Source organism: Pseudomonas sp. Rh2 (assembly GCF_040762985.1).
GTDB lineage: Bacteria > Pseudomonadota > Gammaproteobacteria > Pseudomonadales > Pseudomonadaceae > Aquipseudomonas > Aquipseudomonas taiwanensis.
The window spans coordinates 2,975,057-2,999,931 of record NZ_CP142890.1 but is presented as its reverse complement, the minus strand read 5'-3'; the positions used below and the strand labels follow the sequence as shown (position 1 = coordinate 2,999,931).

Genomic DNA, 24,875 nt, shown 5'->3' with positions numbered 1-24,875 from the left:
CAACACTGAATCTGTTCCAGGAGGATTGGATGAAGTACTTGGTTGTCGGAGGCGCAGGCTATATAGGTTCGCACATGGTCAAGTACCTGGCGGACGCAGGTCACGAGGTGGTCGTGGCGGATATCGCGCAAGCACGCCCTGACATCAAGTGGGTCGGGCTGGATGTCGCCGACAAGCACGCACTGGACACCTTGTTCGCCGAATCTCCTTTCGATGCGGTCTTCCACTTCGCCTCCCACATCCAGGTGGGTGAGTCGGTCACCGACCCTGCCAAGTACTACCAGAACAACGTGGCAGCCACCCTGACCCTGCTGCATGCCATGGTACGGGCGAACATCAAGCACCTGATCTTCTCCTCCACAGCTGCCGTCTATGGCGACCCGCAGTACACCCCCATCGACGAGCAACACCCCAAGCTGCCGATCAACCCTTATGGGCGCAGCAAATGGATGGTGGAGCAGATTCTGGAGGACTTCGACCGGGCCTATGGACTGAAATCGGTATGCCTGCGTTACTTCAACGCCGCCGGCGCAGACCCAGGCGGTCAGATCGGCGAATGCCATGAACCGGAAACCCACCTGATCCCGTTGATCTTGCAGGCCGCGTCAGGACGACGCGAGGCGATTACCGTGTTCGGCCATGACTACGATACCCCCGATGGCACCTGCATCCGTGACTATATCCATGTCAACGATCTGGCCTCGGCGCACGCGCTGGCCGTGGATTATCTGTTGAAGGGCGGCACCAGCACGGTCTTCAACCTGGGCAACGGCCAAGGCTTTTCCGTCCAGCAGGTGATCGACACTGCCCGCGCGGTGACTGGTCGGCCGATCAACGTCAACAAGGCGCCGCGCCGCGCCGGCGACCCACCGACGCTGGTCGCCGATGCCGGCAAGGCGGAAACCGTGCTGGGATGGAAACCGCAATTCACCGCGTTGGAGCAAATCGTCTCGCACGCCTGGAGTTGGGAGCAGCAGTACCCCTGGCACTGACTGCCAAGGGTATGCCGGTCGCCTTCAATCAATAGTAGGAGCGAGTCTGCGGCTCTGCCTTGTTCAGTACCGCGCCGATCAGGTTGGCAGTACCCAAGTGGTACAGGCAGTCTTCGATCTCTTTCTTGCTGTTCTGACCATTGGCCACCACCAACAGCACGCAGTCGAACTTCGGCAGCACGGTGATGGCGTCGTCGGAACTGAGCAGCGGTGGCAGATCGAAGATACAGATGCGCGAGTCGTAGCGATCGCGTAGATCGCCGATCAGGTTGGTCACCCTAGGCGAAGACAACACCTCGGTGGACAGCGGTATCGGCTCACGGGTCGGCAGCACCACGAAGCGCGGCAACGTTGGGTTGACCAGCACCTCTTCCAGTCCGGCCTTGCCAGACAACAGTTCGTTCATGGCCTTGCCCATCGGCAACCCAAGGCTGGCACCCACCCTTGGACGGCGCAGATCGAAGTCCACCAGCAGTGCGGTCTTGGTAGTGTGATGGGCGATACTCATCGCCAGGTTGATTGCCAGCACCGTCTTGCCTGCCTCGGGTGTCGGCGAGGTGATGGCCAAGGTGCGCCAGCCATTTTCCTCCATGGCCTGCAGCACCTGGGTACGCAGGAGGTCGAAGGCCCAGCTCATGTTCGAGTTCTTGTTGTACGCCACGATTCGGTGTCGCTCGAGGTGCTCGGCCCGCAGCGGCACAACGGTGGTTTGTACATAGTCGAATGGGCCAAGTACTTCGGTTTGCTCGACCGCAGGTAGCGGCGTGTCCGAAGCGTTGGGCGATACCTGGTGCAGGGGTTTTCCAATAGCCGGCGTAATTCTGTCCATCGCTGCTGTTCCCTATTCAAACCGAGCCATAGCTTTGAAAAGCAGAAGGTCCAACGGCATGTACAAGAAATGGACCATCGCTAATATGATAGCAACCAACAACAACCCGGCGACCACCATCAGGGTTCGCGAGCGTTTGCGCTGGGCCAGCTCGGCCTGGGTGGAGATAAACGGCACTGCAACCAGCACACGCTTGCCCACCAGGCTTTCCAGGGCACCCACACCGCGTACGCGCTGATTGAGCATTTCCAGCAACATCACCAGTGCACCGCCACCGGCCGGGGCCAGCAATACCCCCAAGGCAACGATTTTCTTGCGGTTGGGCTTGACGGGTTTTTCCGGCATCAGCGGCGGTTCCAGCAGCACGAAACGTTCCGCCTTGTTTTCCTCTTCCAGGCTTTCGGTGATTTTCGCGCCCATCTCCTTGGCGCGAATTTCTTCGTACTTCTTGCGCGCGTTATCGTGATCGCGCATCAACGTCACCAGGCCACGCTCGACTTGAGGCGCTTCAAGAATCTCCGCCTCGTAGCCTTCGATCTTCTTGGTCAGCTGACGCTTTTGCTCGGCAAGCGAGGCGATGCGTGATTGCGCAGCCTCGATGCGCGTGCGCACCCGGGCTGCATCCAGATTCGTCTCAGCTACTGCCATACCATTGCCGCCGGCGGTTTCAAGTGCCTGGATCTTGCGCTTGACCGCCTGTACGTCAGGGTGGGCATCTTTATACCTGCCAAGCAGCCTGGCGTACTCTGCCTTGAGGCTGGCCAGGTCCTGCGGTTGATCTGCCACGCTCCTGCCGTTGTCCGGCTTGACGGTCAACCCGGCCTTGGCAGCGGACAGTTCCAGCTCCAGGTAACGCAGCTCTTCCTGCGCGGCCTTGTAGTCACGGTCGACTTCCCTGAACTCAAGCTCGGAGCGCGACAGCATGCTCATGCGCAGCTCCTGATGCTCCGGCAAGGCATTGGCGTGGGCCTGCTTGAAGTCGGCCAGCTGGTTCTCCAGGCTCGCCAGTTCGGCACCCAACTTGTTCGCTTCCTGGGTCAGGAACTCGGTGGTCTCGCTGGCCCGCTCGGTGCGCTGCTTGACGTTCTCGTTGAGAAACAGCGTGACCAGTTCGTTGGCCACTTCCTTGGCCACTTCTGGACGCTTGTCCTCGTAGGACACATTGAAAGCCACCGTTGCCTCGCCGCGTCCCTTCACGAAGGTACTGACGGTGGCGACCACGATGGAGTTGCGCATCTTCTCGATCTTGTCCGACTCGCTGAATTGCTTGCCCTTGTCGGCGAACAGGCCGTACTTGTCGATGATGCGCAACAGGTTCTCGCGGGTCATCACCCGCTGGCGAATCACTTCGATGCGTTCATCGGCAAAACTGTTGTTGTTTGCCGACACCAGCTCTGGCGAGATTTGCTGTGACTCCACCAGAATGGTGCCGGTCGACTGGTAGATGGGAGGGACCGTGACAGCGACTGCCACGGTGAGTGCAAGAATGACCACGATACTGACCCCCAACAGCAGGGCTCTTTCCTTGATGATTGCCAGGTAATCTTTGAGGGACAGTTCGTATTCAGACTTCATAGAGGCCACCGCGCTGAAATTCAGAGGTCGGGTAATCTATACGTCAAGGTCATTCCAATGATGGTGCCTGTTGCATCCGGCAAGTTGTCTTGCTGGCGTTCCTTGTACATCAACGATAGGCGCAGATCCCAAAAAGGCGAGAGTTCACGACTCGCCCACGCGCTGTAGCTTTGCAAAGTGTTGGGTGTGGTGCCTTTGGCGTCTTGCCAGGAGGCATCCAGCCCCACACGAGTGAGCTCGGTAAGCGCATAACTCCAGCTGCCACGTACTGCATCGAGTTCGGCAAAGCCCCCGGATGCGCTGGCAATGGTGCTTCGCTCGGCACTGAAAATCGCATCGGCTCGTTCCCCGATGTAGCGCAGCGAGACCCCTCCCTCCCCGCGCCTGCCCCCTTCGGAGCCGGACACCTGGTTTACCCCTACATGCACATCCCCGGTGAAACGTTCGGAGAACTGGTACTTCAACCCCACCGTAGGCGTGTAGCTGTTGGAGGCGAACGCCGTGGTGTCGTCCTGCGGCTCGTAACGCCGTGCGATGAAGCTGGTATAGAGGTCGGTGCGCTCGCTCCAGTTGTAAGTCCAGGTCAGCACGTTCGCCAGCTCGTCATAACCGGTCAGCGTGGTGATGTCGTATCGGGCGTGGGAGTACGTGGTTTCGTTGGCCAACGTACTGCGTTCGGTAATGGCATCACTCCAGTTGGCGGTCACCGTCGAGAGCTTCTGCGTGCCGTCGGTTGTCACCACGCCGGTGTCCTGGACCAGCGCCGACAACGTCGAACTTTCGTTGTAGTTCGCCCTCAGGCCGAAGCGGCCCCGCTCCGTTTCCCGCTGCCAGCCAAGGCTGACGTTGGGGTCTTCACGGTCCTTGATAATGGCCGTGTCGGACGAGCGCAGCACTTGCACGCCCAAACCAAAACTGAACTCGTCGCGGCCGAGCGTGCCGACCAGGCCAAAGTCAGGCGCAATGATCGTGCGCGTCACTGCCTTTTCGTCAGACGTCAGCAGCAAGGGGTTGCTGTCATACTCGACCGTCGTCGGTACGGCAACCGAACTGTGCCAGATAGCGGCATGAACCATCCCCGAGTACGGCAAAATCAAGAGTGCTGTGGCAACACCCGTATTTCTGAGAAGCGGCATTCTGAGCCTTACTGCACATGGCAAGATCAAGGTACGATCAATGTGTCACCAGCGCGCAGTTGGAAATTGGTGGACATGTCGCGCCCAGACACCAAATCCTTGTAGCGTACTGGCAGTACTTTTTGTGAGTCGCCGTTTTGGCGAACAACTTTTATTTCGCTTTCGTCCGCAAACTTGTCCAGGCCGCCTGACATGCTCAGCGCCTGCAACACTGCCGTGGGTCCATACATTTCAACCGGCCCAGGCTTGATCACTTTACCTTGCACGTAGACGAGATTGCCAGCCGTACTGGTGACCACGACGCTTACATGCGGATCGGCCAAGAAGGGTTCGAGTTTGACTTTGATTTTCTGCGCGACGGTCGTGACATCAAGACCGGCGACATCGACACGCCCGGCAAGGGGGAAGGTGATACTGCCATCGGGCAGGACCGTGGTTTCCTGGCGCAGGCTTTCTTCCTGCCACACGGAAATCATCAATTTATCGCCGGCACTGAGCTGGTAAACCGGACTCTGATCTTCGGCATGGCTGGTACCCACCCCAACCAGCAGCACGCAGAGCACAGAACACATCAAACGCACCATGGGGGATCCCTCCAGGCAAGTAGCCATGTAAAGAGCACTATGTGAGAACAACAAAAAACAGCTTCTCGCTCCACACCGGTCAAACCACCTGTTGCGACGGTTGACCGCGACACCACAAACCACTCACTGCAACCAGGCAACCTTCAGGTTGTCGGCAAGTGGAATATAGCAACGGCTCGCGAATTGACAAGCTGCGACCCCTGATGCCAACGACCTCGCGTCAAATGCCCGACAGGGCACCCAAGTCGTTGACTCTCCTTGTAAAAATCAAACTTTTCTTCGGTTAGCCACGACGACGAAGCCGATGACAGCGACTGCGAAGAGCCAGCCAGCCGTCGCCAACGGAATTACACTCGCCTGGTTGATGTAGGAGTCGGCAGCGCGCGCAGCGCCACTCAAAAGTATCAATAAAAATATAGATTTAATGAACAGTGTCGAGCGCATGATCCCCTCCTGACAAAGAGGATAAACACGGGGAAGGAAGTGTCTTATTAGCTGCTGATTGGAGCTTATGGGCACAATGATATTACGTCAACGATCCGACACCATAATATATCTCAATGAGGCAGGCCCAATATCGTCAAAAAGTTGCCAGGTTAAATTTGTAGGCTTTTGCGCGTTACGCCCCATTGACCGAAGACGTTGATTCCATTGCAAAACCCTTACGCGACGAGTCTGAACATACGCCGTGCCCTACCCGGATTCACCGCGCGGGTTGTCACTGCGTTGAAACAGCCGATGTGTTTCACGGGTGATAACCCAAATGCTAATCGTTGTAAGTCCAACCCAGATTTGACGCATTCCAGGCTCTGCGTGAACAGTCTTGAGACGAAGGTCAGACAAGGGGAAAACAGCCGAGGAAGCGGCGTTTACGGATTGTAAATGAGCCTTCCGAGGCTGTTCTCAACGCAGCATCACCGGGTAGCAAGGCTTTTCGTACAGAGCTTAGGCCTCGCGTGCCGGTGAGAGGGGGGACGCGGTACAGGCAACCGGTTTATGACGGCAGTAGATCCAGTGTGCGCTCAACCTCGTCGATATCGATCTTGAAACCCTCGCCGTCCGGTGTCCCGACCACAAAACCGAAATGCTGGTGATCACGATCGGTCATGAACTTGTAGTAGCTGACGAACCGGTTAGGCGGTTGTAGCGCCAGCACCGAGCCTCCGTCCTGAAGTACATTCACGCCGTGCGCCAACTGGCTGCCTTCAACACCTATCACCGTTCTAGCACCTGCACAGGCCGCCACGATGCTCGGCACATCGGTTTTGAGGGGATTGATGATGCGAAAGCCTCGGTGCTTGCGCAGGTGCTCGGCAATCTCAAGCTCGTTGCGCAACAGCCGTAGTTCGCCATCGCCACCGCGCAACAGGAAAACACCAGGATGGGGCGCATGCTCGACATGGGACAGCAACTTCTCCCCCATGCCCCGGTAACGCAGGTGCCTGTTGCGGTTATTGCTCTGGTCATCGAACAACACCAGTTCGCGAATGAAGGCATTACGCAAACGCAGCGGCCGCATGCCCAACCAGTCTTCATATGCAGGGGCCTGGGCGAACAAGGGGAATTTCGCCGAAGGCGCTGTAGTAATCGGTACGCCCTCATTACAAGCCAACGGATACGTCGCGCAATCCTCCATCAACCAGGTGCCGAACCAGGAGTTGCCGTGCAGCGTGCAATAGGCCGCCGCACGCTCGATTTCATGCTCTACGACAATTCCGGGAAAATGCGTAGGGCGCAAGGACAGCCAGTGGCAGGCATCGTCCTTGTACAGGGCACCGTCGATCAACCATACATCCTTGATCAGGTAGCCTCGCGTGGCGCCATGGTCGACGGTCAAGCCGCCTTCCATCGTCCGGCGCGGGTGCTCGAAGGGATGAAATTCCCAACCGGTTACACGCTCCAGCTGGTTGGGCAGGAAGATAGCGCGTGGCGACACAGTGGTCTCACTCGGGGCAATCTCCCAACTTTTCTCGGCAATGCTTTTAAGGTCGATCTCTGCCTGTCGGGAGAACCGTTTGCGGGCGATGTATTTGTAGGCGGCCAGCGTCAATTTTTTTCGACCCCTAGCAGGTGTGGCACTGAAGGGCGTGACATCGCTTCCCATAGTGAGCTCCCAAGGCTGCGCGGCTAATCGCCAAAAAATCAGCTGATCCGTGTTCTTCCTTAATGCGGATCAATTGGACAACACCCTTTCCATCTTGGGCGGGGACTGAACGTCGGCATAACGACTGCGCAAGGTTTCGACGAATTGCTCGGCAGCCGTCCGTGCGCCATAGAGATAAATCTTGTGCAGGCCGCCGAACACCATTTCACGGTAACGGCTGGCAATCTCTTCTTCGCTCGGCCCCTCAGGCAGGCCCAGGTGAAGTGTCAACTTGTTGCCTTCGACGGCAAACAAGGGGGTGTCCCACAAAAACCGGGCAATGCCGGTCTTGGGTAAACGAACGAACAGGTAGCCGTAGTTGCCGAAGGGGTCGACATCGCCACCGCGCCGTCGTTTCCATTTCAGCAGCCCGTCATCGGGCCGCGCCAGGCACATGCCGATGTCGTAATAGTCGAAGCCGTTGGCCAGCGCCCACTCAAGGGCCATGAACGTGGTGATCGAATTGACCTCGCGCAGTTTTCTGGCGTCCGAAAACACAGCCTCGCAATAGCCAAAGCGCACCGTACTCCAGTAGCGCTTGCCACCTCGAACGACTTCGCATCCCAGATGACAGGCCACGACTTCGTCGCCCAGGGTGATCAGGTCGAGGCGGCCAAAGCCCTTGGCCAGGCGCAGCACCTCTTCACTGGGAATCTGCACCGCCCTGCCGCCTTGCCGGGCGGTGGCATAGGGGCGAAGCAACTGCGTATCGGCCATTGCGATGTCCTCATCGGACAACGCCTGACGCATGCTGTAAAGCGGCCGGTTCTTACGGATGCTGCGCCTCAACTCGCTGTCGTAGCGTGCGGTGATATCCTCCAGCGACCGACCAAGCGGCACCACGGCGCTCAGATAATGGGGAACCGTCAAGGCGCCTGAGGTGGGCATTTCGCTGACTACCACCACATGCCCCGATGCAACCGGCGTCGAGTGCCCCTCGCCCGCCTCCCCTTGCTCCTTGCCGGAAATCAGTACCTGAGCCAGCTCGCGCTGTTGCTTTCTGCCGATGTACAGCACCTCGTACGGACTCTCCTGACCCAGCCGGAAGCGAGCCACCTCCCAACGCCAGACACATGCCCGCCCCATCAGCTCACGTATCTTGTGCGAAGCAGTCTTGATCTCGTAACGCGTGGAGGGAGAGATGAATGTGCGAGCAACCGCCGCCAAGGTCTTTTTCATTGCTTCTTCGACGTCCTGTGATGTTGTCTGTGGGCAGGTCGGAAAAAGATCTGGATACATCGCGAAACGTGTATTTAAACACTTGATACGCATGACTTAATCAGAAAATAATGCGCGCCTATTCAGCGATAATTAAAGATGCAAGGCTACCCCTTTGCAAGCGGCACTTTGACACCATCGAGTGCTGTTTTATGGCGTCAATATTTCTTTGACTGAAGTTCTCTTTGAGTACCTCGGTTTATCGCGTATTGCGCCGTTTTAAACCACTCGTCGTTTTCAACACCCCAGCTATTCTTTTGCCCAATGGCTTGGCGTGTCGTTTGCAACATCGGTTTTCGCCGCCAAGCAAGACGACATTCCGACGCAGCAACGGCCAACTTTTATTGCCTACCCACGCGTGCAATGACGCCTGGTCAGTCACCGGAGATGTAACGTGTCAACGCTTAGTGAAATTGCTATGAACCACGCCAAAATGGCCAAAGGGTTGGCAGAACACACCGCAGAGCCGCCATTGCGGCAGCCAGTGGTCGTCGGGGGCTTCGAGATCAGCGCCTTGGAATTGACGCAGTCCCCCTGCAATGTCGAGGTTCAGGAGCGCTACCTGGACCAGCCCTGCCTGGCCGCCCTGTAATCGCTCGGACGACGCACCGCCGGCGCCTGTCAGGCGCCCGTCGATCGCTGGCGTTGTGGATGTTGGTGCAACCAACGCTGGAATTCGGCAGCGGGCATCGGCCGCCCCAGCAAATAGCCCTGCCCCTGGTCGCAGCCTGTGTTGCGCAGGAAGTCGTATTGCGCCTGGGTTTCGATCCCCTCCGCGGTGATGCGATAACCCAGGGCGTGCCCCAGGTCGACGATGGCCCGGGCCACCGCCACCGCATCATCGTCTTCGGGCAAGTCCTTGATGAAGGCACGGTCAATTTTCAGATGGTCGATGGGCAAGGCGCGCAAATAGGCCAAGGATGAATACCCAGTACCAAAGTCGTCCACGGCCGTTGCGACACCCATCGCCTGCAGCTGGGCCAGTACCGCGCAGGCCTGCTGCTGGCTTTCCATCAACAGGCTCTCGGTGATTTCCACCTCCAGCAGGCTGGGCGACAAGCCGTGCCGCTCCAGGGCCAGTGCCAAGGTGCTGACATAATCGCTACGTTCGATCTGCAGTGCCGCCACGTTTATCGCCAATGGCCCGGGCAGGCAGTCGTGGTCCCTCCAGGCTGCCATCTGCGCGCAGGCCAGCTCCAGCACCAGTTCGCCCAGGGGAATGATCAAACCTGTACGCTCGGCCAGCGGGATGAATTCACCGGGGGAAACCAGGCCATGCTCCGGGTCTCGCCAGCGCAATAACGCCTCCACCCCTTCCAACCGACCGCTGAACAGGTCGAGCTTAGGCTGGTACCACAGCTCGAATTCATTGTTCTGCAGCGCCCGGCGCAGATTGCGCTCCAGTTCCAGGCGTTGTTGCAAGCGTTCGGTCATCTCAGGCTGGTAAGGCTGCCAGGCATTGCGTCCGCCCTCCTTGGCTGCGTACATCGCGGTGTCGGCATGTCGTAACAGGCTGTCGGCGTCCGCACCATGCTGCGGGCACCAGGCCAGACCGATACTGCCTGTGACCAGGCCAGCATTGCCGTTGAGGTCGAATGGCCGTTGCAAGCAGCGCAACAGTGCGCGCACCTGCTGGTTCACCTGACCCTGGCTACCCTGGAGCATGAACACGAACTCGTCCCCCCCCAGGCGACACACGCGGTCGGCACTGTCGAGCTCCTGGAGAAAACGGGCGGTAGCTTGCTGCAGCAGCAAGTCGCCCATGGCATGGCCGAGGCTGTCGTTTACCTGCTTGAAACCGTCGATGTCGAGCATCAACACCGCCAGGCCACGTCCCTGGGTGATAGCCTGGGTCAGTTGCTGCTGGAACAGCACACGATTGGGCAGCCCGGTGATGGTGTCGTAATGAGCGGAGCGCTCAAGCTTGGCCTGGGATTCGCTGAGTTCCACGTTCCGCAGGTGCAACAGACGCTGCTTGCGGCTCAGTTGCGAGATGCACAGGGTAAGCAGCCCGGTACAACCCAGCGAGAACAGGAACCAGGGGGAAGCCAGCAGCCCTGGAAACAACGGCCAGCCGTGAAGCGGCGCGGCCACCAGCTGCCAGTGCCCACCCGGCACCTCCACCGGCAGACTGAGCAGCGGCCTTTCGAACAACCGTGCATCCCCCCAGATCATGGCGCCCTCACCGCCTTTGCCATCGACACCGCGCAAGGCGATGGCAATGTTCAGGTCAGGCCGCAAACCGGCCGAAACCAGCAGCCGCTCCACATCGGTCACCACCGACACGCTGCCCCAATAACGCTTGGCGCTCCCCTCGTCAGCCATGAACACCGGCCGCCGATAGATCAGCGCCGTGCCCCCCTGGTACAGGTGCACCGGGCCGGCCAGTATCGGCTGATGCCGCTCCCTGGCCGCCTGCAACACCGGATACTGGTCCGGCAGACTGCGATAATCCAGGCCAATGACCGCCTGGTTACCCTTGCGCGGATAGATATCGCGGATCACGTCGTTGGGGGCCAGCGCCACATGGCGCATGTAAGGCACCGACGCCAATGCCTCGCGTGCCATGACACGAAAATGCTCAGGGCTGATACCACCATCGGCGGCAATTAATTGCGCGATGCCTTCGGTCTCGCCGAACGCCGCGCGTAACTGCGCCTCCAGCGCTGCGCGCACTCCCGACAACTGCGCGCTCAAGGTGCTGACCTGGTCGCTGCGTTCACGCTGGACATCGAGCCGGCCAAGCAACACCGACAAGCCGATACCGACCAGGGCGAAACCGATGGGCAACAAACGGCTGGCATGACGGCGAATGGCCTCTGACGTCGGGGCCGGCTCGTCTGGAGATGGGTAAAAAATGCTCATGGTCCCGATGCTGGAGGTCGATTGACTGTGTATCGGCGCAAACCGGGCAATGTTGAGCCAGACTGGTGTTTTTCTTCCGGCGGGTGCATGCTCAGGTGCTGAAGCGTTTCACCCTGCCAAATATGTGAGGTGCAGTACCCATGGACCGTCTGCTCGATTCGCTGTTTCCCACTGCCGATGACATCCCCGAAGCGTGGCGCCTGGGAGCGCCGCTGGAACAGCGCGAATACCTCGTCAATGGCGAGTTGAAGCGCTGGGACGGCCCCCTGGCCACCGTCCGCAGCCCGGTCTGGATCAAGGAAAGCGATACAGAGCGCCAAGTCATCCTCGGCAGTGCGCCGCTGCTCGATGCCGATACCGCACTCACCGCCCTCGATGCCGCGGTGCAGGCCTACGACAAGGGCCGCGGTGCCTGGCCGACGATGCGCGTGGCAGAGCGCATCCAGCACGTTGAAACCTTCCTGGCCCGCATGCTTGAGCAACGCCAGGCAGTGGTCAAGCTACTGATGTGGGAAATCGGCAAGAATCTCAAGGACTCGGAAAAAGAGTTCGACCGCACCTGCGACTACATCGTCGACACCATCAACGCCCTCAAGGACCTCGACCGCCGCTCCAGCCGTTTCGAGCTGGAACAGGGCACCCTCGGCCAGATCCGCCGAGCGCCGCTGGGCGTGGCACTGTGCATGGGGCCATACAACTACCCACTCAATGAAACCTTCACCACGTTGATCCCGGCACTGATCATGGGCAACACCGTGGTGTTCAAACCGGCCAAGTTCGGCGTTCTGTTGATTCGTCCGTTGCTCGAAGCCTTCCGCGACAGTTTCCCGCCAGGTGTCATCAACGTCATCTATGGCCGTGGGCGCGAGACCGTCAGTGCCCTGATGGCCAGTGGCGACATCGACGTGTTCGCCTTCATCGGCACCCACAAGGCGGCGAGTGACTTGAAGAAGCTTCACCCGCGCCCGCACCGCCTGCGTGCCGCCCTGGGCCTGGACGCCAAGAACCCCGGCATCGTGTTGCCCGACGTTGACCTGGACAACGCGGTGGAAGAAGCCGTCACCGGCGCCCTGTCGTTCAATGGTCAGCGCTGCACGGCGCTGAAGATCCTGTTCGTGCACGAGGATGTGGTCGATGCCTTCCTCGACAAGTTCCAACGCAAGCTCGCTACCCTCAAGCCGGGCATGCCATGGGCGCCGGGCGTAGCGCTGACCCCGCTGCCCGAGCAGGGCAAGGTCGACTACCTCGACGGCCTGGTAGCCGATGCCATTGCCAAAGGCGCGCAGGTGCTCAACGAAGGGGGTGGGCAAAGCCGAGGCTCGTTCTTCTACCCCGCCCTGCTCTACCCGGTGGCACCGAGCATGCGTGTCTACCATGAGGAGCAGTTCGGCCCGCTGGTGCCGGTGGTGCCCTACCGCGACCTGCAGACGGTGGTCGACTATGTGCTCGACTCCGACTACGGCCAGCAACTGAGTCTATTCGGCAACGACCCGCAGACCATTGGCAACCTGGTCGACACCTTCGCCAACCAGGTAGGCCGCATCAACATCAATGCACAGTGCCAGCGAGGGCCTGACACGTATCCGTTCAATGGCCGCAAGAACAGCGCCGAGGGCACCTTGTCCGTACACGATGCCCTGAGGGTGTTCTCGATTCGGACCCTGGTGGCGACCAAGTTCCAGGAGGCCAACAAAGCATTGATCAGCGAGATCATCCGTAACCGTCAGTCGAGTTTCCTGACCACTGACTACATCTTCTAATGTCTTGCAGCCGCCAGTTCAGGCTGGCGGTATAGCGTTTATAGGAATTTGTTCTAACCACCCTGTCGATTTTTCAAGCGCGCAAACGACTCTATGCAGTAGGTAACGTTGGGAGGCTCGCTCGCCGGGTCTTCCGGCATCCACGTCAAAGGAGCGATGAAAAATGACAGTCAAACCCATCCCCGAAGGCCAGCACAGCATCACCCCCTATCTGGGTATCAAGGATGCGAGCAAGGCCATCGAGTTTTACAAGAGAGCCTTCGGCGCCATCGAGATGTTTCGCCTCGATGGCCCGGATGGCCGTGTCGGCCATGCCGAGCTGAAGATCGGCGACTCGTCGTTGATGCTCGCCGACCCTTGCGACATGGAAGGCAGCCTCAAGGCCAGCCAAACCATCCGTGCACCCGCCGTTGGCCTGCACCTGTACGTCGCGGACTGCGACAGCGTCTATGCCCAGGCAATCGCCGCTGGCGCCACCCAACTGCATCCGCTACAAGACCAGTTCTATGGCGACCGCAGCGGCACCTTGAAAGACCCGTTCGGCAACCTCTGGTTCATCTCAACCCACAAGGAAGACCTCAGCGTCGAGGAGATACGCGCACGCGCCGCGAAAATGTTCGGCGGCAACTGAGCGCCAGGCAGCTTGCCTCACGCTTGAAGTTGAAACCCGCGCGGCTTTGCTTGAAGCTTGGGGCTCGTAGCTTGGAGCTGCTCAATGCGAATCATCGACAAGACCGCCGCGCTGGTGCGCAGCCTCACGCCCGCTGAAGAGGAGCTGCTGGTCGGCTTCGCCAACGGCACACTCGCCGGCCCACGCCTACTGCAGGCTAACCAGTGGCTGATGAAAGTGCGCAGCGCCAACCAGTGGCTGGCATGCGACTGCCGCAAGGACGCCCTGCCCGTGCTCAATGTCACGCTAAACGGCAACACTGGCACGCTGTTTCTAAAGAACAACCCCGGCACTGCGGAACATGCTCCCGGCTGCCCATTCAGCAAGGATGAGCGCGAAGACAGTGAGGACGAGCAAGCGCCCAGTTCGCCGGTTGCCTGGCTTGCGCCCGATACACCACTGCGTCTGATCGGTGACTTCCAGAAGGCTGGCGATGGCATTGAAACCAGCGAGCGACGCGAACAGCAGCGCTTGCTGTCGCTGCTGCTGACCTGGATGGAGACCAGCGGCCTCAATCTGTATGCCTCGCACCTGAAGAAGGACCTTACCGGGCAGTTCGCCGAGCTGCGTGGCGTGGCCAGTCGCTACCCATTGCTGGCGCGGGTGCCAGCCAGCAATTACCTGCAAACCCGCCTGGACATGAAGCACATGATGATGCTCAAGGCCAGGCTGCGCGAAGCGACGGTGTTCGGCCACCACCGCCGCCATGGGCTGATACTCGACTGCGTCGACCAGATCAAGGGGCGCAAGCTGTTCAACAACCGCAACGAGGACGGCTTCGACTTCCAGGGCCACCACCTGTACTGGGGCGGCAGCCGCGCATCCGGGCCGTTGCTGGCGTTGGCGCTCTACTCGCCGACCACGGCCGGCAGCCATTTCTATGAGCTGATTCACGTGGCCAGCGTGCCGGTGCTGTCGCGAGTTCACCTGTTCCCGGTGTACCGTGACGAAGAGCGCGAGCCGCTCAAGGCGCTGGTGTCGTTGATCGACTGGATGGCCAGCAAGGGCGTGAAGGTGCAGATGCGCAGACCGGTGATTGGTGGCCAGGTGATGGACGAGTTGGTGCTCACGTCGGACCAGGATCGCGTGTTGTCGGTATCGTTGCTGGAAAAGCCGCTGGGGCCAGAGCCTGAGACCGAACATTTCAAACGCTACGCCGACTTCAAGAGCTTGGAGACCTTCCGCAAGTATGTGGCGGGGTTCTTCATGCGGGAGCGCTGAAGTGCTTTTTTGGGGGGTGGATGCTTGGCGGCGCTGGTGAGATCGAGCGCCGCCCGCGCGGCGCATCGCGAGCAAGGCTCGCTCCTACGTTTGTTGAGGGCCAGTAACGTCAGTGACAGGCGCGCGCTTCCGCCTGGTTTGTACGACTCCATATTGCGCCGTGCTCTAAAGCGTTCGCGCGCATATCCCACAGATTCATTGGCCCGAAACCGACGTAGGAGCGAGCCTTGCTCGCGATGCGCCGCGCGGGCGGCGCTCGATCTACGCATCACCTCCTAACACAAGACCGCCACTTCACCGCCCCTACCTCCCTGGAATCACCCAAGAAACAACCGATACGCCGGGTTATCCGTCTCGTCCCAATACCGATAGCCCATCTCGTCCAACGCCCGCGGCAAGCTGCCCTGCTCGTCGTCCGGCACTTCCAACGCCGCAAACACCCGGGCCTCGGCTGCTCCGTGGTTGCGGTAATGGAACAAACTGATGTTCCAGCGCTTGCCCAGACGCTCCAGGAAGCCCAGCAAGGCCCCCGGCCGCTCGGGGAACTCGAAGCGCAGCACCCGCTCATTGGCGCCTGGTGCCGCGTGGCCGCCGACGGTGTGACGAACGTGCAACTTGGCCAGTTCGTTGTCGGTCAGGTCGAGTACGTTGTAGCCCTGTTCGCGCAAATGGTTCAGCAGTTGCTCGCGCGGATCATGCAGCGGGTGCGTCTGAACGCCCACGAACAGCCGCGCTTCCTTGCCTGGGTAATAGCGGTAGTTGAACTCGGTGATCTGCCGCTTGCCCAGCGCCTGGCAGAAGGCGCGGAAGCTGCCTGGCTGCTCAGGGATGGTCACGGCGATGATCGCCTCGCGCTGCTCGCCCAGTTCGGCGCGCTCGGCGACATGGCGCAGGCGGTCGAAATTGACGTTGGCGCCCGAGTCGATGGCAACCAGAGCCTTACCCTGCACGCCTTCACGGGCTACGTATTTCTTGATGCCCGCCACGGCCAGGGCGCCGGAAGGCTCGGTGATCGAACGGGTGTCGTCGTAGATGTCCTTGATCGCCGCGCACAGCTCGTCGCTGCTGACGGTGACCACCTCATCGACGAAGTGACGGCACAACTCGAAGCAATGCGCGCCGATCTGCGCCACCGCCACGCCGTCGGCGAAAGTACCGACCTGGGGCAGAATCACCCGTTCACCGGCGGCCATGGCAGCCTGCAGGCAATTGGAATCCTCCGGTTCGACACCGATGACCTTGACCTCGGGGCGCAGGTACTTCACGTATGCGGCAATGCCCGCCACCAGTCCGCCGCCGCCAACCGGCACGAAGATCGCGTGCAGCGCACCTGGGTGCTGGCGCAGGATCTCCATCGCAACGGTGCCCTGCCCGGAAATGACATCCGGGTCGTCGAACGGAGGCACGAAGGTCGCCCCCTCATCGTCCGCCAGCTTCAGGGCATGGGCCAACGCGTGGGGGAAGCTCTCGCCGTGCAACACCACATGGCCGCCACGGGAGCGCACGCCTTCGACCTTCAGCGACGGGGTGGTAGTGGGCATGACGATGGTCGCTTTGATCCCCAGGTGCGCCGCCGCCAACGCGACACCCTGGGCGTGGTTGCCAGCCGATGCAGTGATCACCCCGCGCTCACGCTGCGCCGTGCTCAAGCGTGACAGGCGGGTGTAGGCACCGCGGATCTTGAACGAGAACGTCGGTTGCAGGTCTTCGCGCTTGAGCAGCACCTGGTTGCCCAGGCTTGCCGACAACGCCGGAGCGACTTGCAAGGGAGTCTCGATCGCCAGGTCGTACACCGGCGCGGCGAGAATGCGCCGAACCTGTTCCGACAGCAGTTGCTGGGGGGTGACGAGGGGACGCGGGCTGACACTGAGGTTGGTCATCGATGACTCCTGGTTGTTTTCACGTTGCCCAGGAGTCAGAGAGAAAAAACCCGCCTCCAGGGCGGGTTCGGTGCACGTACGCGCTAGCCCGCCAAACTGATAATGGCGGTAATAATAATGGCGTTGGCGTGCGGGAATGTGTTCATGGGTAGGGAAGTTATCCCGCCGCTAAGCAGGAAGTCAACACTTTGCTTCTTGCGCCGAGACCGGCACATCGAACACTTTGTCGAAGCCCCACTGGAACACGAACGCGTACACGAAGAAGAACACGAACAGTGCCAGGTTGGTGAGCAACGCCGCCCACAAGCTGATGTCCATCCAGTACGCCACCAGTGGCAACAGTATCAACACCAGTCCGCCCTCGAAGCCCAGCGCATGCAGGAACCGCCGCCACAACGTGCGGGTGCGCTGGCGCTGACGCGCCTCCCAACGCTCGAAGGCCCAGTTGAAGCCCATGTTCCAGCTCATGGCGATGCCCGACATCAGCACTGAAAGCACCGTCGAATGGGCCATGCCTGCATCGAACATCAACGACAACGCCGGCGCCACGCACGCCACGGCGATGATTTCGTAAAGGATGGCCTGAACGACCTTGCGGGCCTTGCCTTGCATGTGGGGCTCCTGAGTCACGCGAAAGCGAACGGTACGCCGGTTGACGGGCATGTTCAACGTGCACATTCAGCGCGCCTGCCGGATTGGACAAGCTCTGGTTCCCCTGCTTGTATCTAAATCCTGCAAGCGCGACGCAATCGTACAACTTCGGACATGGAATCGGACGAGGAGCACGACGATGTCCAAAACCGTCATGATGGTATTCGGTACCCGCCCTGAAGCGATCAAAATGGCACCGTTGGCACGCGTACTGCGCGATTGCCCGGCGCTCGACCTGCACATCTGCTCCACCGGCCAGCACCGGGAAATGCTTGAACAGGTGCTCACCGCCTTCGGTCTGACCGTCGACCAGGACCTCAAGGTCATGACCCAGAACCAGACCCTCAACGGGCTGGCACGCGATCTGCTCGACAAGATCGACAAAGCCTACGAGCAGGTACAACCCAAGATCGTGCTGGTCCATGGCGACACCACCACCAGTTTCATCGCCGCCCTGGCAGCGTTCCACCGGCACATCCCCATCGGTCATGTCGAAGCCGGGCTGCGCACCGGCAACCTCCAGCAACCCTGGCCGGAGGAAGCCAACCGACGTTTGACCGGGGTGATCGCCGACCTGCATTTCGCACCCACCACCAAGGCTCGTGACAACCTGCTGCACGAGGGTGTGCCGTTGGAGCACATCGAGGTGACCGGCAACACGGTCATCGACGCCCTGCTCTGGATGCGCGAACACCTGACGCGCAGCCACTGGCGCCCTGCTGCCGACTCGCCGCTCGGCAAGTTGCGCGACGATCAGCGCATGGTCCTTGTCACCGGCCACCGCCGTGAAAACTTCGGCGCGGGCTTCGAGCGTATTTGCCTGGCCCTGGCCGAACTGGCGCTGCGTTACCCGGACGTGCAATTCGTCTACCCGGTGCACCTCAACCCACAGGTGCAAAAAGCCGTGTATGGCGTGCTGTCGGGCCGCGAGAACGTTCACCTGGTCGCCCCCCAGGACTACCAGCACTTCGTCTGGCTGATGAACCGTGCCTACCTGATCCTCACCGACTCCGGGGGCGTGCAGGAAGAGGCGCCCGCGCTGGGCAAGCCGGTGCTGGTGCTGCGCAAGGTGACCGAGCGACCCTCGGTGCTCGAAGGCGGCACGGTCAAGCTGGTCGGTACCCTGACCGAACGCATCGTCAAGGAGACCAGCCAACTGCTCGACGACCCCGAGGCGTACAGCAAGATGGCCAGGGTCTTCACCCCCTTTGGTGATGGTCACGCCAGCGAGAAGATCGCCGATCGCCTGAGCGACTGGCTGGACGCCACCGCCGTTAAACGAGATGACGCATGAGCCTGGCTTTCATCGACTTCCTCACTTATGTGCTGTTCGGCCTGAAAATCCTCGCCATCATCCTGGCGACACTGATGTTTCTGCTGGGCCTGGACGACTTGTTCATCGACCTCTGCTATTGGTGCCGAAAACTGATCCGCCGCTTCCGGATCTATGACAAATACGAAAAAGCCGACGAAAAACGCCTGTACGAAGTGCCGGAAAAACCGCTGGCGATCATGGTCCCGGCCTGGAACGAAGTCGGTGTGGTGGGTGAAATGGCCCGCCTGGCCGCCTCGACCATCGACTACGAGAACTACCAGATCTTCGTCGGCACCTACCCCAACGACCCGCAGACCCAGGCCGATGTCGATGCCGTTTGCCTGCACTATCCCAACGTCCACAAGGTGGTCTGTGCCCGCCCCGGCCCGACCAGCAAGGCTGACTGCCTGAACAACATCATCGACGCCATCCTCAGGTTCCAGGACGATGCACGCATCGAGTTCGCCGGCTTCATCCTGCATGATGCCGAGGACGTGATCTCGCCCATGGAACTGCGCCTGTTCAACTACCTGCTGCCGAACAAGGACATGATCCAGATCCCGGTGTACCCCTACGCACCGGAGTGGAAAGGCTTCACCGCCGGGCACTATGTGGACGAGTTCGCCGAGAACCATGGCAAGGATGTGATCGTGCGCGAGGCACTGACCGGCCAGGTGCCCAGTGCCGGGGTCGGGACCTGTTTCAGCCGCCGGGCCATCAGCGCCCTGCTCGAAGACGGTGACGGCATCGCCTTCGACGTGCAGAGCCTCACCGAAGACTACGACATCGGCTTTCGCCTGAAGCAAAAGGGCATGAAGTGCATCTTCGCCCGCTACTCGATCACCGACCCGGCGCTTGCGCTCAAACACGACTGGCGCGTGGGCATGAGCCGCGAGTTTTCCCAGGTCATCTGCGTGCGCGAGCACTTTCCTCGTGACTGGCAGCATGCCATCCGCCAGAAATCTCGGTGGATCGTCGGTATCGTGTTCCAGGGCACCAGCAACCTGGGCTGGAGCCGCAAGGGCGCGCTTAACTACTTCCTCTGGCGCGACCGCCGCGGGCTGTTCGCCTACCTGCTCAGCTTCCTGGTCAACTTACTGTTCCTGGTGCTGCTGGCGATGTGGCTGGTGACGGTGATCGCCCCCGATTCCTGGCGTTTCATGTCGATTCTGGGAGACAGCTGGCTGCTCTCGACACTGCTCTGGCTCAACGGGTTCATGCTGCTCAACCGCTTGTTCCAGCGTGGCTGGTTCGTCACCCGTTACTACGGCATCGGCGAGGGGCTGCTGTCAGCGCCCCGGATGATGTGGAGCAACTTCGTCAACTTCTTTGCCAACCTGCGCGCCTTGCGCCAGGTCATGGAAATGGGTGACTCGCGGCGCGTCGCCTGGGACAAGACCACCCATGAGTTCCCCGCCCTCACCTCGCCGGCACGTACTCCATTGGGTCAGCGCCTGGTAGCCAAAGGGCTGATCAGCGAGGAACAACTGCAACAAGCCATCACCAGCCCGGTACGTCGCCGCCTTGGCCGCGAGCTGCTGCTGCGCGGCTGGATCAACAGCGAACAACTGGTCGAAGCCCTGGCCGAGCAGCTGGACCTGCCCTGGGCACCGCTGAACCCGTTCAAGCTCGATCGGCAACTGATCGCCAAGCTGCCCCGCAAGCTGGCAACGCACTATGGTGTCCTGCCAGTAGCCGAAGACGGCGACACCCTGATCCTGGCCAGCGAAAGCCCGGTCAGCCAGGTATCGCTCGGCGTCATCAGTCGCCAACTCAAGCGTCCAGTCAAATGCCGCCTGGCCCCACAGGGCCGGGTTACCTTGGGCCTTCGCTATCACTACCCAAGCCGCTGGCAAGAGCCCGAGGTCCACGAGATGCTGCAGGTGCTGGAGCGCCACCAGGACGATACCGACCTGCTAGAGCGGGTCAGTCAGCACCAGGTGATGCTGGGCACACTGCTGCAGGTGCGTGGCATGGTCCCGGTCACCCTGTTCAACCAGGCGTTGATCGACTTCGACCCACAGATGCAAAGCCTCGGCGAGCACTTGATCGCCCGCGGCATCATCACCGAGGAGGTGCTGCAACAGGCCCTCGCCGAACAGGCCAGCGAACAGCAGGCCGCCTTTGACCTGACGCGGGAGGTGGCATGAAGCCGCGCGTTACCCTCTCTATCGGCCTGTTGCTGTGCACCACCGCCGTGCCCGTCCTGGCCGCGCCCATGACCGAGTTCCAGCGTTTTACCAGCTACCCCTTCATGGAGCGCAGCTACCGCGAAGCGAAGAAGGACAATTGGGCCGAAGTGGAACGCCTGACCCGGCATGTGCTCAAGCGTGTACCCAACAATGACGAGGCTCGCGCCCTGCTGGTGGAGGCCTTGGCCCACCAGCGCCGCTACAAGGAAGCCGAATCCCTTGCCCAGACGCTGAGCGACAGCCCCGAGTTCGCCGACGCTGTGATGGAGCTTCGCCTGACCTGGATCGAGCAAGACCCGCCACCGGCGAGCCAGGTAGAACGTTGGCTGGCCACCACCGACGGCAATCAACGCGTGCGTTTGTGGCAGGCCTACAGCTTGAGCCTGGCCAAGTTCGGCGGTGCGGCCCGGGCCTTGGACTGGCTGAACCAACTGCCGCCAAGAGAGGACGGCCAGGTCATGCGCCTGGTGCGCGCCAACTTCGCCGAGCAGCTGCGCAACTGGAAAGAGACCATCGAACAACTGGAGCCGCTGGCCGAACAAGGCAAACTGCCGGCCAAGGACTGGCAACGGCTGGCCAATGCCTACGTGCAGCAACTGGATGAAAAAGGCCTGACGCGGTTGCTGGATAGCGCCCCATCGCCGCAAGCCGCCAATCAGGCCCGCCTGGCCATGGCCAACCGGGCCATTGCCGTGGGCCATAACGAACAGGCTCAACGTTGGCTGCAGAGCTTGCCCACCGAACAACTGCAACAACCACAGCAGCGCCAACAATTGTGGGAACTGGCACGTGGTGGCGACGATGCCGCGCTGGTTCGGCGCTTGAGCAACGAACTGCAACGCCCCTGCCTGGATACGGTCGACTGGCTGTCGCGCCGCGACCCGGACCTTGCCCGTGAACAGTTCAAGGACTGCACCCCGAGCACCGACGCCCGCGCCTACGCCGTGCTCAAGCAGCGCCTGTATGGCGATCCTCCTCAACCGCCGCAGCCACGCACCGCTGGCGAATGGGAAAGTCGCTACCGGCAAAGCGGCGATCTTGCCGCGCTCGAACAAGTCACTTTCTTGCTGATGGAGCAAGGCCAGCATTCACGCGCCCGCCAACTGATCGAGCAGGCCTTCGACCGCCGCCAAGGCCGACTGACACCTTCCCTGCTGCAGCGCCTGGGCAACCTCTATGCACGCAGCGACGCCCCGCTCGATACCCGGCGCGTACTTGCCCTGGTCCCGAGGGTCGACAGCCATACCCGCGCTCAACTGCTGAGTAGATTGGCCGAAGCCGGCCAGTGCGATGCAGTGCGCCAAGCCATTCCCGCCAACCCCAGCGAAGCAGGCCAGTACCGCGCGCTGGGGCGCTGTGCCATGCCTGACCAACCTGGCGAAGCCGTGGTCTACTACCAGGCCGCCGAACGCCTGGATCCCGGCTCCAGCCGCCTGCCGCTGGCCTATGCCCTGGAAGCCGCTGGCGACTCCGAGTCTGCCTTGCCGATCTGGCGCAGCCTGCCAAGCGATGCCTGGAGCGACAACGCCCGTCTCACCGCCGCGCAAGGTGCGCTCAACGCCGGAGATGCCGAGACCGCCCGACGCTACTGGGACGCCGCCGCCCACACCAGCGCCGACGACTGGGCCCTGGGCGCCGCCATCGCCCAGCGACAGGGCGACCTCCAGACAGCCCTGGACTTCCAGCGTCAGGCACTGGCGCACAGCCCACGGGCCGACCACTACTATGCGGCCTCCAATACCGCGCAACGCGCCGGTGACACCGCGCAGAGCACGGCATGGCTTGCCGAAGCCGTGCGCCTGGATCCTGCCCAACCTCGCTACCGGGCCGACTATGGCATGCGCTTGGCCAGCGCCAGCGACAAGGCTCAACGGCGTCAGTCCATCCCCTACCTGGAGCAGGCGACCCGCGATTTTCCCGAGGACTACCGCCTTGGCGAAACCCTGGCGCTACGCTATGACGAGGTGGAGGACAGTGCCTCCGCGCGGCGCGAGCTGCGCCGCGTCATCGACGTGGAGCAGAATCTGGTCGACGGCGATGATGCGTACGGTAGCCTTGAAGCGCGCATGTACCGCCAGCGCCGCGCCCATGAAACCCTGTCACGGCGCGACACCATCACCCTGGCCAGCACCTGGTCGCCAGCCGGTACCTCGACCAACGACCGCTTCCTGGACAACGGCGTACGTAGCGGCACCTCGCGCAAGGCCCAGTCGCAGAACGTGCAACTGGCCATGTGGGACCACGCGCTAGGTGAAGAACCCAGCCGCAATGGCAGTACGTTGTCGGTCTATGGTCGAGTGCTGTTCGGTGGCCAGAGTCGCAATGAGTATGCCCAGAGCATGGGCACCGGCATCGGCCTGCGCTACAAACCCTTTGGCCGGGCCAACCTCAACCTCTATGCCGAGCTGTACCATCAGCGCCAGATCGATGACGACCACTACCGCGGCCTGAGCCTGGGCGAGCTGCTCAGCCCCAGCAAGGTCGGCAGCAACTGGGGCGACTTGCGCAGCCACGCCGAATCCAGTAACGACCTGTTGTTGCGCGCTACAGCCTCGTTCCTCGACCAAGGCGACTGGCGCAACGATTGGCGGGTGGACGAGGACGACTGGAACGAGCGCTTCCTTTACCTCGATGCCGCCTGGTGGACCCGCGCGGGCGACCATGCCTGGTTATCACGTTTTCAGCAGGGCCACGCCTGGAAACTGCCGGGTACGTCCCCGCAGACGATCATGCCCTACGGCTTCCTTGAGTTTTCCAGCCAGGACCCAAGCAACGACTGGCGTCAGGACTTGCGTACCGGCGTCGGCGTGCGCTGGCAGTGGTGGTTCGACGACGACCGCTACAACGCTTACCGCGGCTCGCTGAAGGTGCGCGCCGAGTACCAGCAGTCGTTGGGCGGCAACCTGTACGAGCGCGCCAACGGCGTGCTGCTTGGTGCGGAGATGACTTTCTGATGCGAACGATCCTGGCAGTCTGCCTGCTCGCACTGTGCCTGCCCGTGGCGGCCGACCAGCGCCTGTTCTACCAACCGCTGGACCGCGATGCCGCTGTGTCCCCTGAGCAATGGCGGCAGCTGTGGCACGCCACCGTTGCGCAAGGCGGCAAGACACTGATCGTGCAGTGGAGCGCCTACGGCACCAGCGAGTTTGGCGGCGCCCAGGGCTGGCTGGCTGGCAGCCTGCGCGAAGCCCATGCCCAAGGTCTGGAACTGGTACTTGGCCTGTACATGGACCCGGCCTACTACCAGCGTCTGGACGCGCTCGATGGCGAGGGGCTGGGCAGCTACTGGAAAGCGCAGCTAGGTCGCTCGCTGAGTCAATACAACACCCTTCGCCAGCACTGGGACCTGCCGGTGGCGGGCTGGTACCTGCCCATGGAACTCGATGACCACCACTTTCGTGATGCCGCCCGGCGCGAGGCGCTGTACAGCCAGCTGCAAGCATTCAATCGCAAGCTAGACAAGCCGCTGCACATCAGCGCCTTCAGCGCCGGCACGCTTGCACCAAGGGTCAACGCCGCGTGGCTGGATCAACTGGCCGGGCTAGGCTTGAAGGTCTGGTGGCAGGATGGCGCTGGCACCGCACGGTTGCCTGCACTGGTGCGCCAGGGCTATGAACAGGCGCTGCCGTGCCGGGTGGGCGTGGTGCGTGAAGCGTTCCGTCAGGTCAGCGCTGCGGCACAGACGTTCCGCGCCGAGCCGATGCAGCCTGGGCTGACCGCCGGTTGCCATGCCGAAGCGGTGTTCGCGTTGCGTTACCGACCTTGGGCACGGGGTGTCTTGCCACAGAATTGAGTCGTTGGCTGCGGCCTTATCGCCGACGATAAGCCGGTGCTGACCAGAGCA

General features: G+C 61.2%; 19 protein-coding genes. 9 read left to right on the top strand and 10 right to left on the bottom strand.

Going from position 1 to position 24,875, the window contains the following annotated elements; translation table 11 throughout:
* Positions 1-29 precede the first annotated feature (29 nt).
* Entirely contained in the window at positions 30-992 is a 963-nt protein-coding gene (gene galE / locus VXM67_RS13490; RefSeq protein ID WP_027907579.1) for a UDP-glucose 4-epimerase GalE, read from the top strand.
* A gap of 28 nt (positions 993-1,020) precedes the next feature.
* Here the strand turns inward: galE and VXM67_RS13485 are convergent, their stop codons facing one another.
* From VXM67_RS13485 to VXM67_RS13455, 7 genes are all read right to left on the bottom strand, one after another.
* Complete coding sequence (locus VXM67_RS13485) at positions 1,021-1,821, bottom strand: CpsD/CapB family tyrosine-protein kinase (protein ID WP_023380464.1); 801 nt, start codon at positions 1,819-1,821, stop codon at positions 1,021-1,023.
* Between the two features lie 12 nt (positions 1,822-1,833).
* Positions 1,834-3,396: a Wzz/FepE/Etk N-terminal domain-containing protein gene (locus VXM67_RS13480; RefSeq protein ID WP_027907580.1), complete on the bottom strand. Its 1,563-nt coding sequence runs from the start codon at positions 3,394-3,396 to the stop codon at positions 1,834-1,836.
* Between the two features lie 20 nt (positions 3,397-3,416).
* Positions 3,417-4,532 carry a hypothetical protein gene (locus VXM67_RS13475; protein ID WP_027907581.1) on the bottom strand — a complete coding sequence of 372 codons (1,116 nt, stop codon included), beginning with the start codon at positions 4,530-4,532 and terminating at the stop codon, positions 3,417-3,419.
* A gap of 26 nt (positions 4,533-4,558) precedes the next feature.
* On the bottom strand, positions 4,559-5,116 hold the full coding sequence (locus VXM67_RS13470) for a polysaccharide biosynthesis/export family protein (RefSeq protein WP_023380461.1): 558 nt from the start codon (positions 5,114-5,116) through the stop codon (positions 4,559-4,561).
* A gap of 267 nt (positions 5,117-5,383) precedes the next feature.
* Entirely contained in the window at positions 5,384-5,560 is a 177-nt protein-coding gene (eppA, locus tag VXM67_RS13465) for an EPS-associated small membrane protein EppA (RefSeq protein WP_023380460.1), read from the bottom strand.
* Positions 5,561-6,110: 550 nt separating this feature from the next.
* Positions 6,111-7,220 (bottom strand): glycosyltransferase 61 family protein, encoded by a 1,110-nt coding sequence (locus VXM67_RS13460; RefSeq protein WP_027907582.1) that lies wholly within the window; start codon positions 7,218-7,220, stop codon positions 6,111-6,113.
* Between the two features lie 69 nt (positions 7,221-7,289).
* On the bottom strand, positions 7,290-8,438 hold the full coding sequence (locus VXM67_RS13455; RefSeq protein WP_023380458.1) for a hypothetical protein: 1,149 nt from the start codon (positions 8,436-8,438) through the stop codon (positions 7,290-7,292).
* Between the two features lie 457 nt (positions 8,439-8,895).
* On the opposite strand from VXM67_RS13455, the gene VXM67_RS13450 reads away from it, so the two are divergent.
* Complete coding sequence (locus VXM67_RS13450; protein WP_238546550.1) at positions 8,896-9,069, top strand: hypothetical protein; 174 nt, start codon at positions 8,896-8,898, stop codon at positions 9,067-9,069.
* A gap of 29 nt (positions 9,070-9,098) precedes the next feature.
* Here VXM67_RS13450 and VXM67_RS13445 read toward each other — a convergent pair whose 3' ends face one another.
* Positions 9,099-11,342 (bottom strand): EAL domain-containing protein, encoded by a 2,244-nt coding sequence (locus VXM67_RS13445; RefSeq protein ID WP_023380457.1) that lies wholly within the window; start codon positions 11,340-11,342, stop codon positions 9,099-9,101.
* A gap of 140 nt (positions 11,343-11,482) precedes the next feature.
* On the opposite strand from VXM67_RS13445, the gene VXM67_RS13440 reads away from it, so the two are divergent.
* The 3 genes from VXM67_RS13440 to VXM67_RS13430 all read left to right on the top strand — a co-directional run bounded on the left by VXM67_RS13440 (position 11,483) and on the right by VXM67_RS13430 (position 14,993).
* Positions 11,483-13,102 (top strand): NADP-dependent glyceraldehyde-3-phosphate dehydrogenase, encoded by a 1,620-nt coding sequence (locus VXM67_RS13440; protein WP_367237074.1) that lies wholly within the window; start codon positions 11,483-11,485, stop codon positions 13,100-13,102.
* A 163-nt stretch (positions 13,103-13,265) separates the two neighbouring features.
* Positions 13,266-13,733 (top strand): VOC family protein, encoded by a 468-nt coding sequence (locus tag VXM67_RS13435; protein WP_367237073.1) that lies wholly within the window; start codon positions 13,266-13,268, stop codon positions 13,731-13,733.
* Between the two features lie 84 nt (positions 13,734-13,817).
* A complete protein-coding gene (locus tag VXM67_RS13430; RefSeq protein ID WP_186599131.1) occupies positions 13,818-14,993 on the top strand; it encodes a hypothetical protein in 1,176 nt (391 codons plus the stop codon).
* Between the two features lie 317 nt (positions 14,994-15,310).
* On the opposite strand, the gene ilvA is transcribed toward VXM67_RS13430, so the two are convergent.
* Together ilvA and VXM67_RS13420 are read right to left on the bottom strand one after the other, a co-directional pair.
* Positions 15,311-16,873, bottom strand: a complete 1,563-nt coding sequence (ilvA, locus tag VXM67_RS13425; protein ID WP_023380453.1) for a threonine ammonia-lyase, biosynthetic — start codon at positions 16,871-16,873, stop codon at positions 15,311-15,313.
* 180 nt (positions 16,874-17,053) lie between these two features.
* The gene (locus VXM67_RS13420) at positions 17,054-17,485 is read right to left on the bottom strand and encodes a PACE efflux transporter (RefSeq protein WP_023380452.1); all 432 of its coding nucleotides are present in this window, start codon (positions 17,483-17,485) and stop codon (positions 17,054-17,056) included.
* Between the two features lie 178 nt (positions 17,486-17,663).
* On the opposite strand from VXM67_RS13420, the gene wecB reads away from it, so the two are divergent.
* The 4 genes from wecB to VXM67_RS13400 are packed head-to-tail and all read left to right on the top strand — an operon-like array spanning position 17,664 to position 24,824.
* Positions 17,664-18,818 (top strand): non-hydrolyzing UDP-N-acetylglucosamine 2-epimerase, encoded by a 1,155-nt coding sequence (gene wecB, locus VXM67_RS13415; protein ID WP_023380451.1) that lies wholly within the window; start codon positions 17,664-17,666, stop codon positions 18,816-18,818.
* On the top strand, positions 18,815-20,989 hold the full coding sequence (nrfB, locus tag VXM67_RS13410; protein ID WP_023380450.1) for a cyclic di-3',5'-guanylate-activated glycosyltransferase NrfB: 2,175 nt from the start codon (positions 18,815-18,817) through the stop codon (positions 20,987-20,989). Before wecB ends, nrfB begins: the two co-directional genes overlap by 4 nt.
* On the top strand, positions 20,986-23,985 hold the full coding sequence (locus VXM67_RS13405) for a phage receptor (protein WP_367237072.1): 3,000 nt from the start codon (positions 20,986-20,988) through the stop codon (positions 23,983-23,985). Before nrfB ends, VXM67_RS13405 begins: the two co-directional genes overlap by 4 nt.
* Positions 23,985-24,824: a DUF4434 family protein gene (locus tag VXM67_RS13400; protein WP_367237071.1), complete on the top strand. Its 840-nt coding sequence runs from the start codon at positions 23,985-23,987 to the stop codon at positions 24,822-24,824. Before VXM67_RS13405 ends, VXM67_RS13400 begins: the two co-directional genes overlap by 1 nt.
* Positions 24,825-24,875 lie beyond the last annotated feature (51 nt).

What these genes read in the sequence shown, in the direction of transcription:
- ilvA (WP_023380453.1), bottom strand. Translation starts at nt 16,873, where the DNA reads ATGACCAACCTCAGTGTCAGCCCGCGTCCCCTCGTCACCCCCCAGCAA.
- VXM67_RS13455 (WP_023380458.1), bottom strand. Translation starts at nt 8,438, where the DNA reads ATGAAAAAGACCTTGGCGGCGGTTGCTCGCACATTCATCTCTCCCTCC.
- wecB (WP_023380451.1), top strand. Translation starts at nt 17,664, where the DNA reads ATGTCCAAAACCGTCATGATGGTATTCGGTACCCGCCCTGAAGCGATC.
- VXM67_RS13460 (WP_027907582.1), bottom strand. Translation starts at nt 7,220, where the DNA reads ATGGGAAGCGATGTCACGCCCTTCAGTGCCACACCTGCTAGGGGTCGA.
- VXM67_RS13400 (WP_367237071.1), top strand. Translation starts at nt 23,985, where the DNA reads ATGCGAACGATCCTGGCAGTCTGCCTGCTCGCACTGTGCCTGCCCGTG.
- VXM67_RS13485 (WP_023380464.1), bottom strand. Translation starts at nt 1,821, where the DNA reads ATGGACAGAATTACGCCGGCTATTGGAAAACCCCTGCACCAGGTATCG.
- VXM67_RS13480 (WP_027907580.1), bottom strand. Translation starts at nt 3,396, where the DNA reads ATGAAGTCTGAATACGAACTGTCCCTCAAAGATTACCTGGCAATCATC.
- VXM67_RS13435 (WP_367237073.1), top strand. Translation starts at nt 13,266, where the DNA reads ATGACAGTCAAACCCATCCCCGAAGGCCAGCACAGCATCACCCCCTAT.
- VXM67_RS13405 (WP_367237072.1), top strand. Translation starts at nt 20,986, where the DNA reads ATGAAGCCGCGCGTTACCCTCTCTATCGGCCTGTTGCTGTGCACCACC.
- VXM67_RS13475 (WP_027907581.1), bottom strand. Translation starts at nt 4,532, where the DNA reads ATGCCGCTTCTCAGAAATACGGGTGTTGCCACAGCACTCTTGATTTTG.
- VXM67_RS13450 (WP_238546550.1), top strand. Translation starts at nt 8,896, where the DNA reads ATGAACCACGCCAAAATGGCCAAAGGGTTGGCAGAACACACCGCAGAG.
- nrfB (WP_023380450.1), top strand. Translation starts at nt 18,815, where the DNA reads ATGAGCCTGGCTTTCATCGACTTCCTCACTTATGTGCTGTTCGGCCTG.
- VXM67_RS13440 (WP_367237074.1), top strand. Translation starts at nt 11,483, where the DNA reads ATGGACCGTCTGCTCGATTCGCTGTTTCCCACTGCCGATGACATCCCC.
- VXM67_RS13420 (WP_023380452.1), bottom strand. Translation starts at nt 17,485, where the DNA reads ATGCAAGGCAAGGCCCGCAAGGTCGTTCAGGCCATCCTTTACGAAATC.
- eppA (WP_023380460.1), bottom strand. Translation starts at nt 5,560, where the DNA reads ATGCGCTCGACACTGTTCATTAAATCTATATTTTTATTGATACTTTTG.
- VXM67_RS13430 (WP_186599131.1), top strand. Translation starts at nt 13,818, where the DNA reads ATGCGAATCATCGACAAGACCGCCGCGCTGGTGCGCAGCCTCACGCCC.
- galE (WP_027907579.1), top strand. Translation starts at nt 30, where the DNA reads ATGAAGTACTTGGTTGTCGGAGGCGCAGGCTATATAGGTTCGCACATG.
- VXM67_RS13445 (WP_023380457.1), bottom strand. Translation starts at nt 11,342, where the DNA reads ATGAGCATTTTTTACCCATCTCCAGACGAGCCGGCCCCGACGTCAGAG.
- VXM67_RS13470 (WP_023380461.1), bottom strand. Translation starts at nt 5,116, where the DNA reads ATGGTGCGTTTGATGTGTTCTGTGCTCTGCGTGCTGCTGGTTGGGGTG.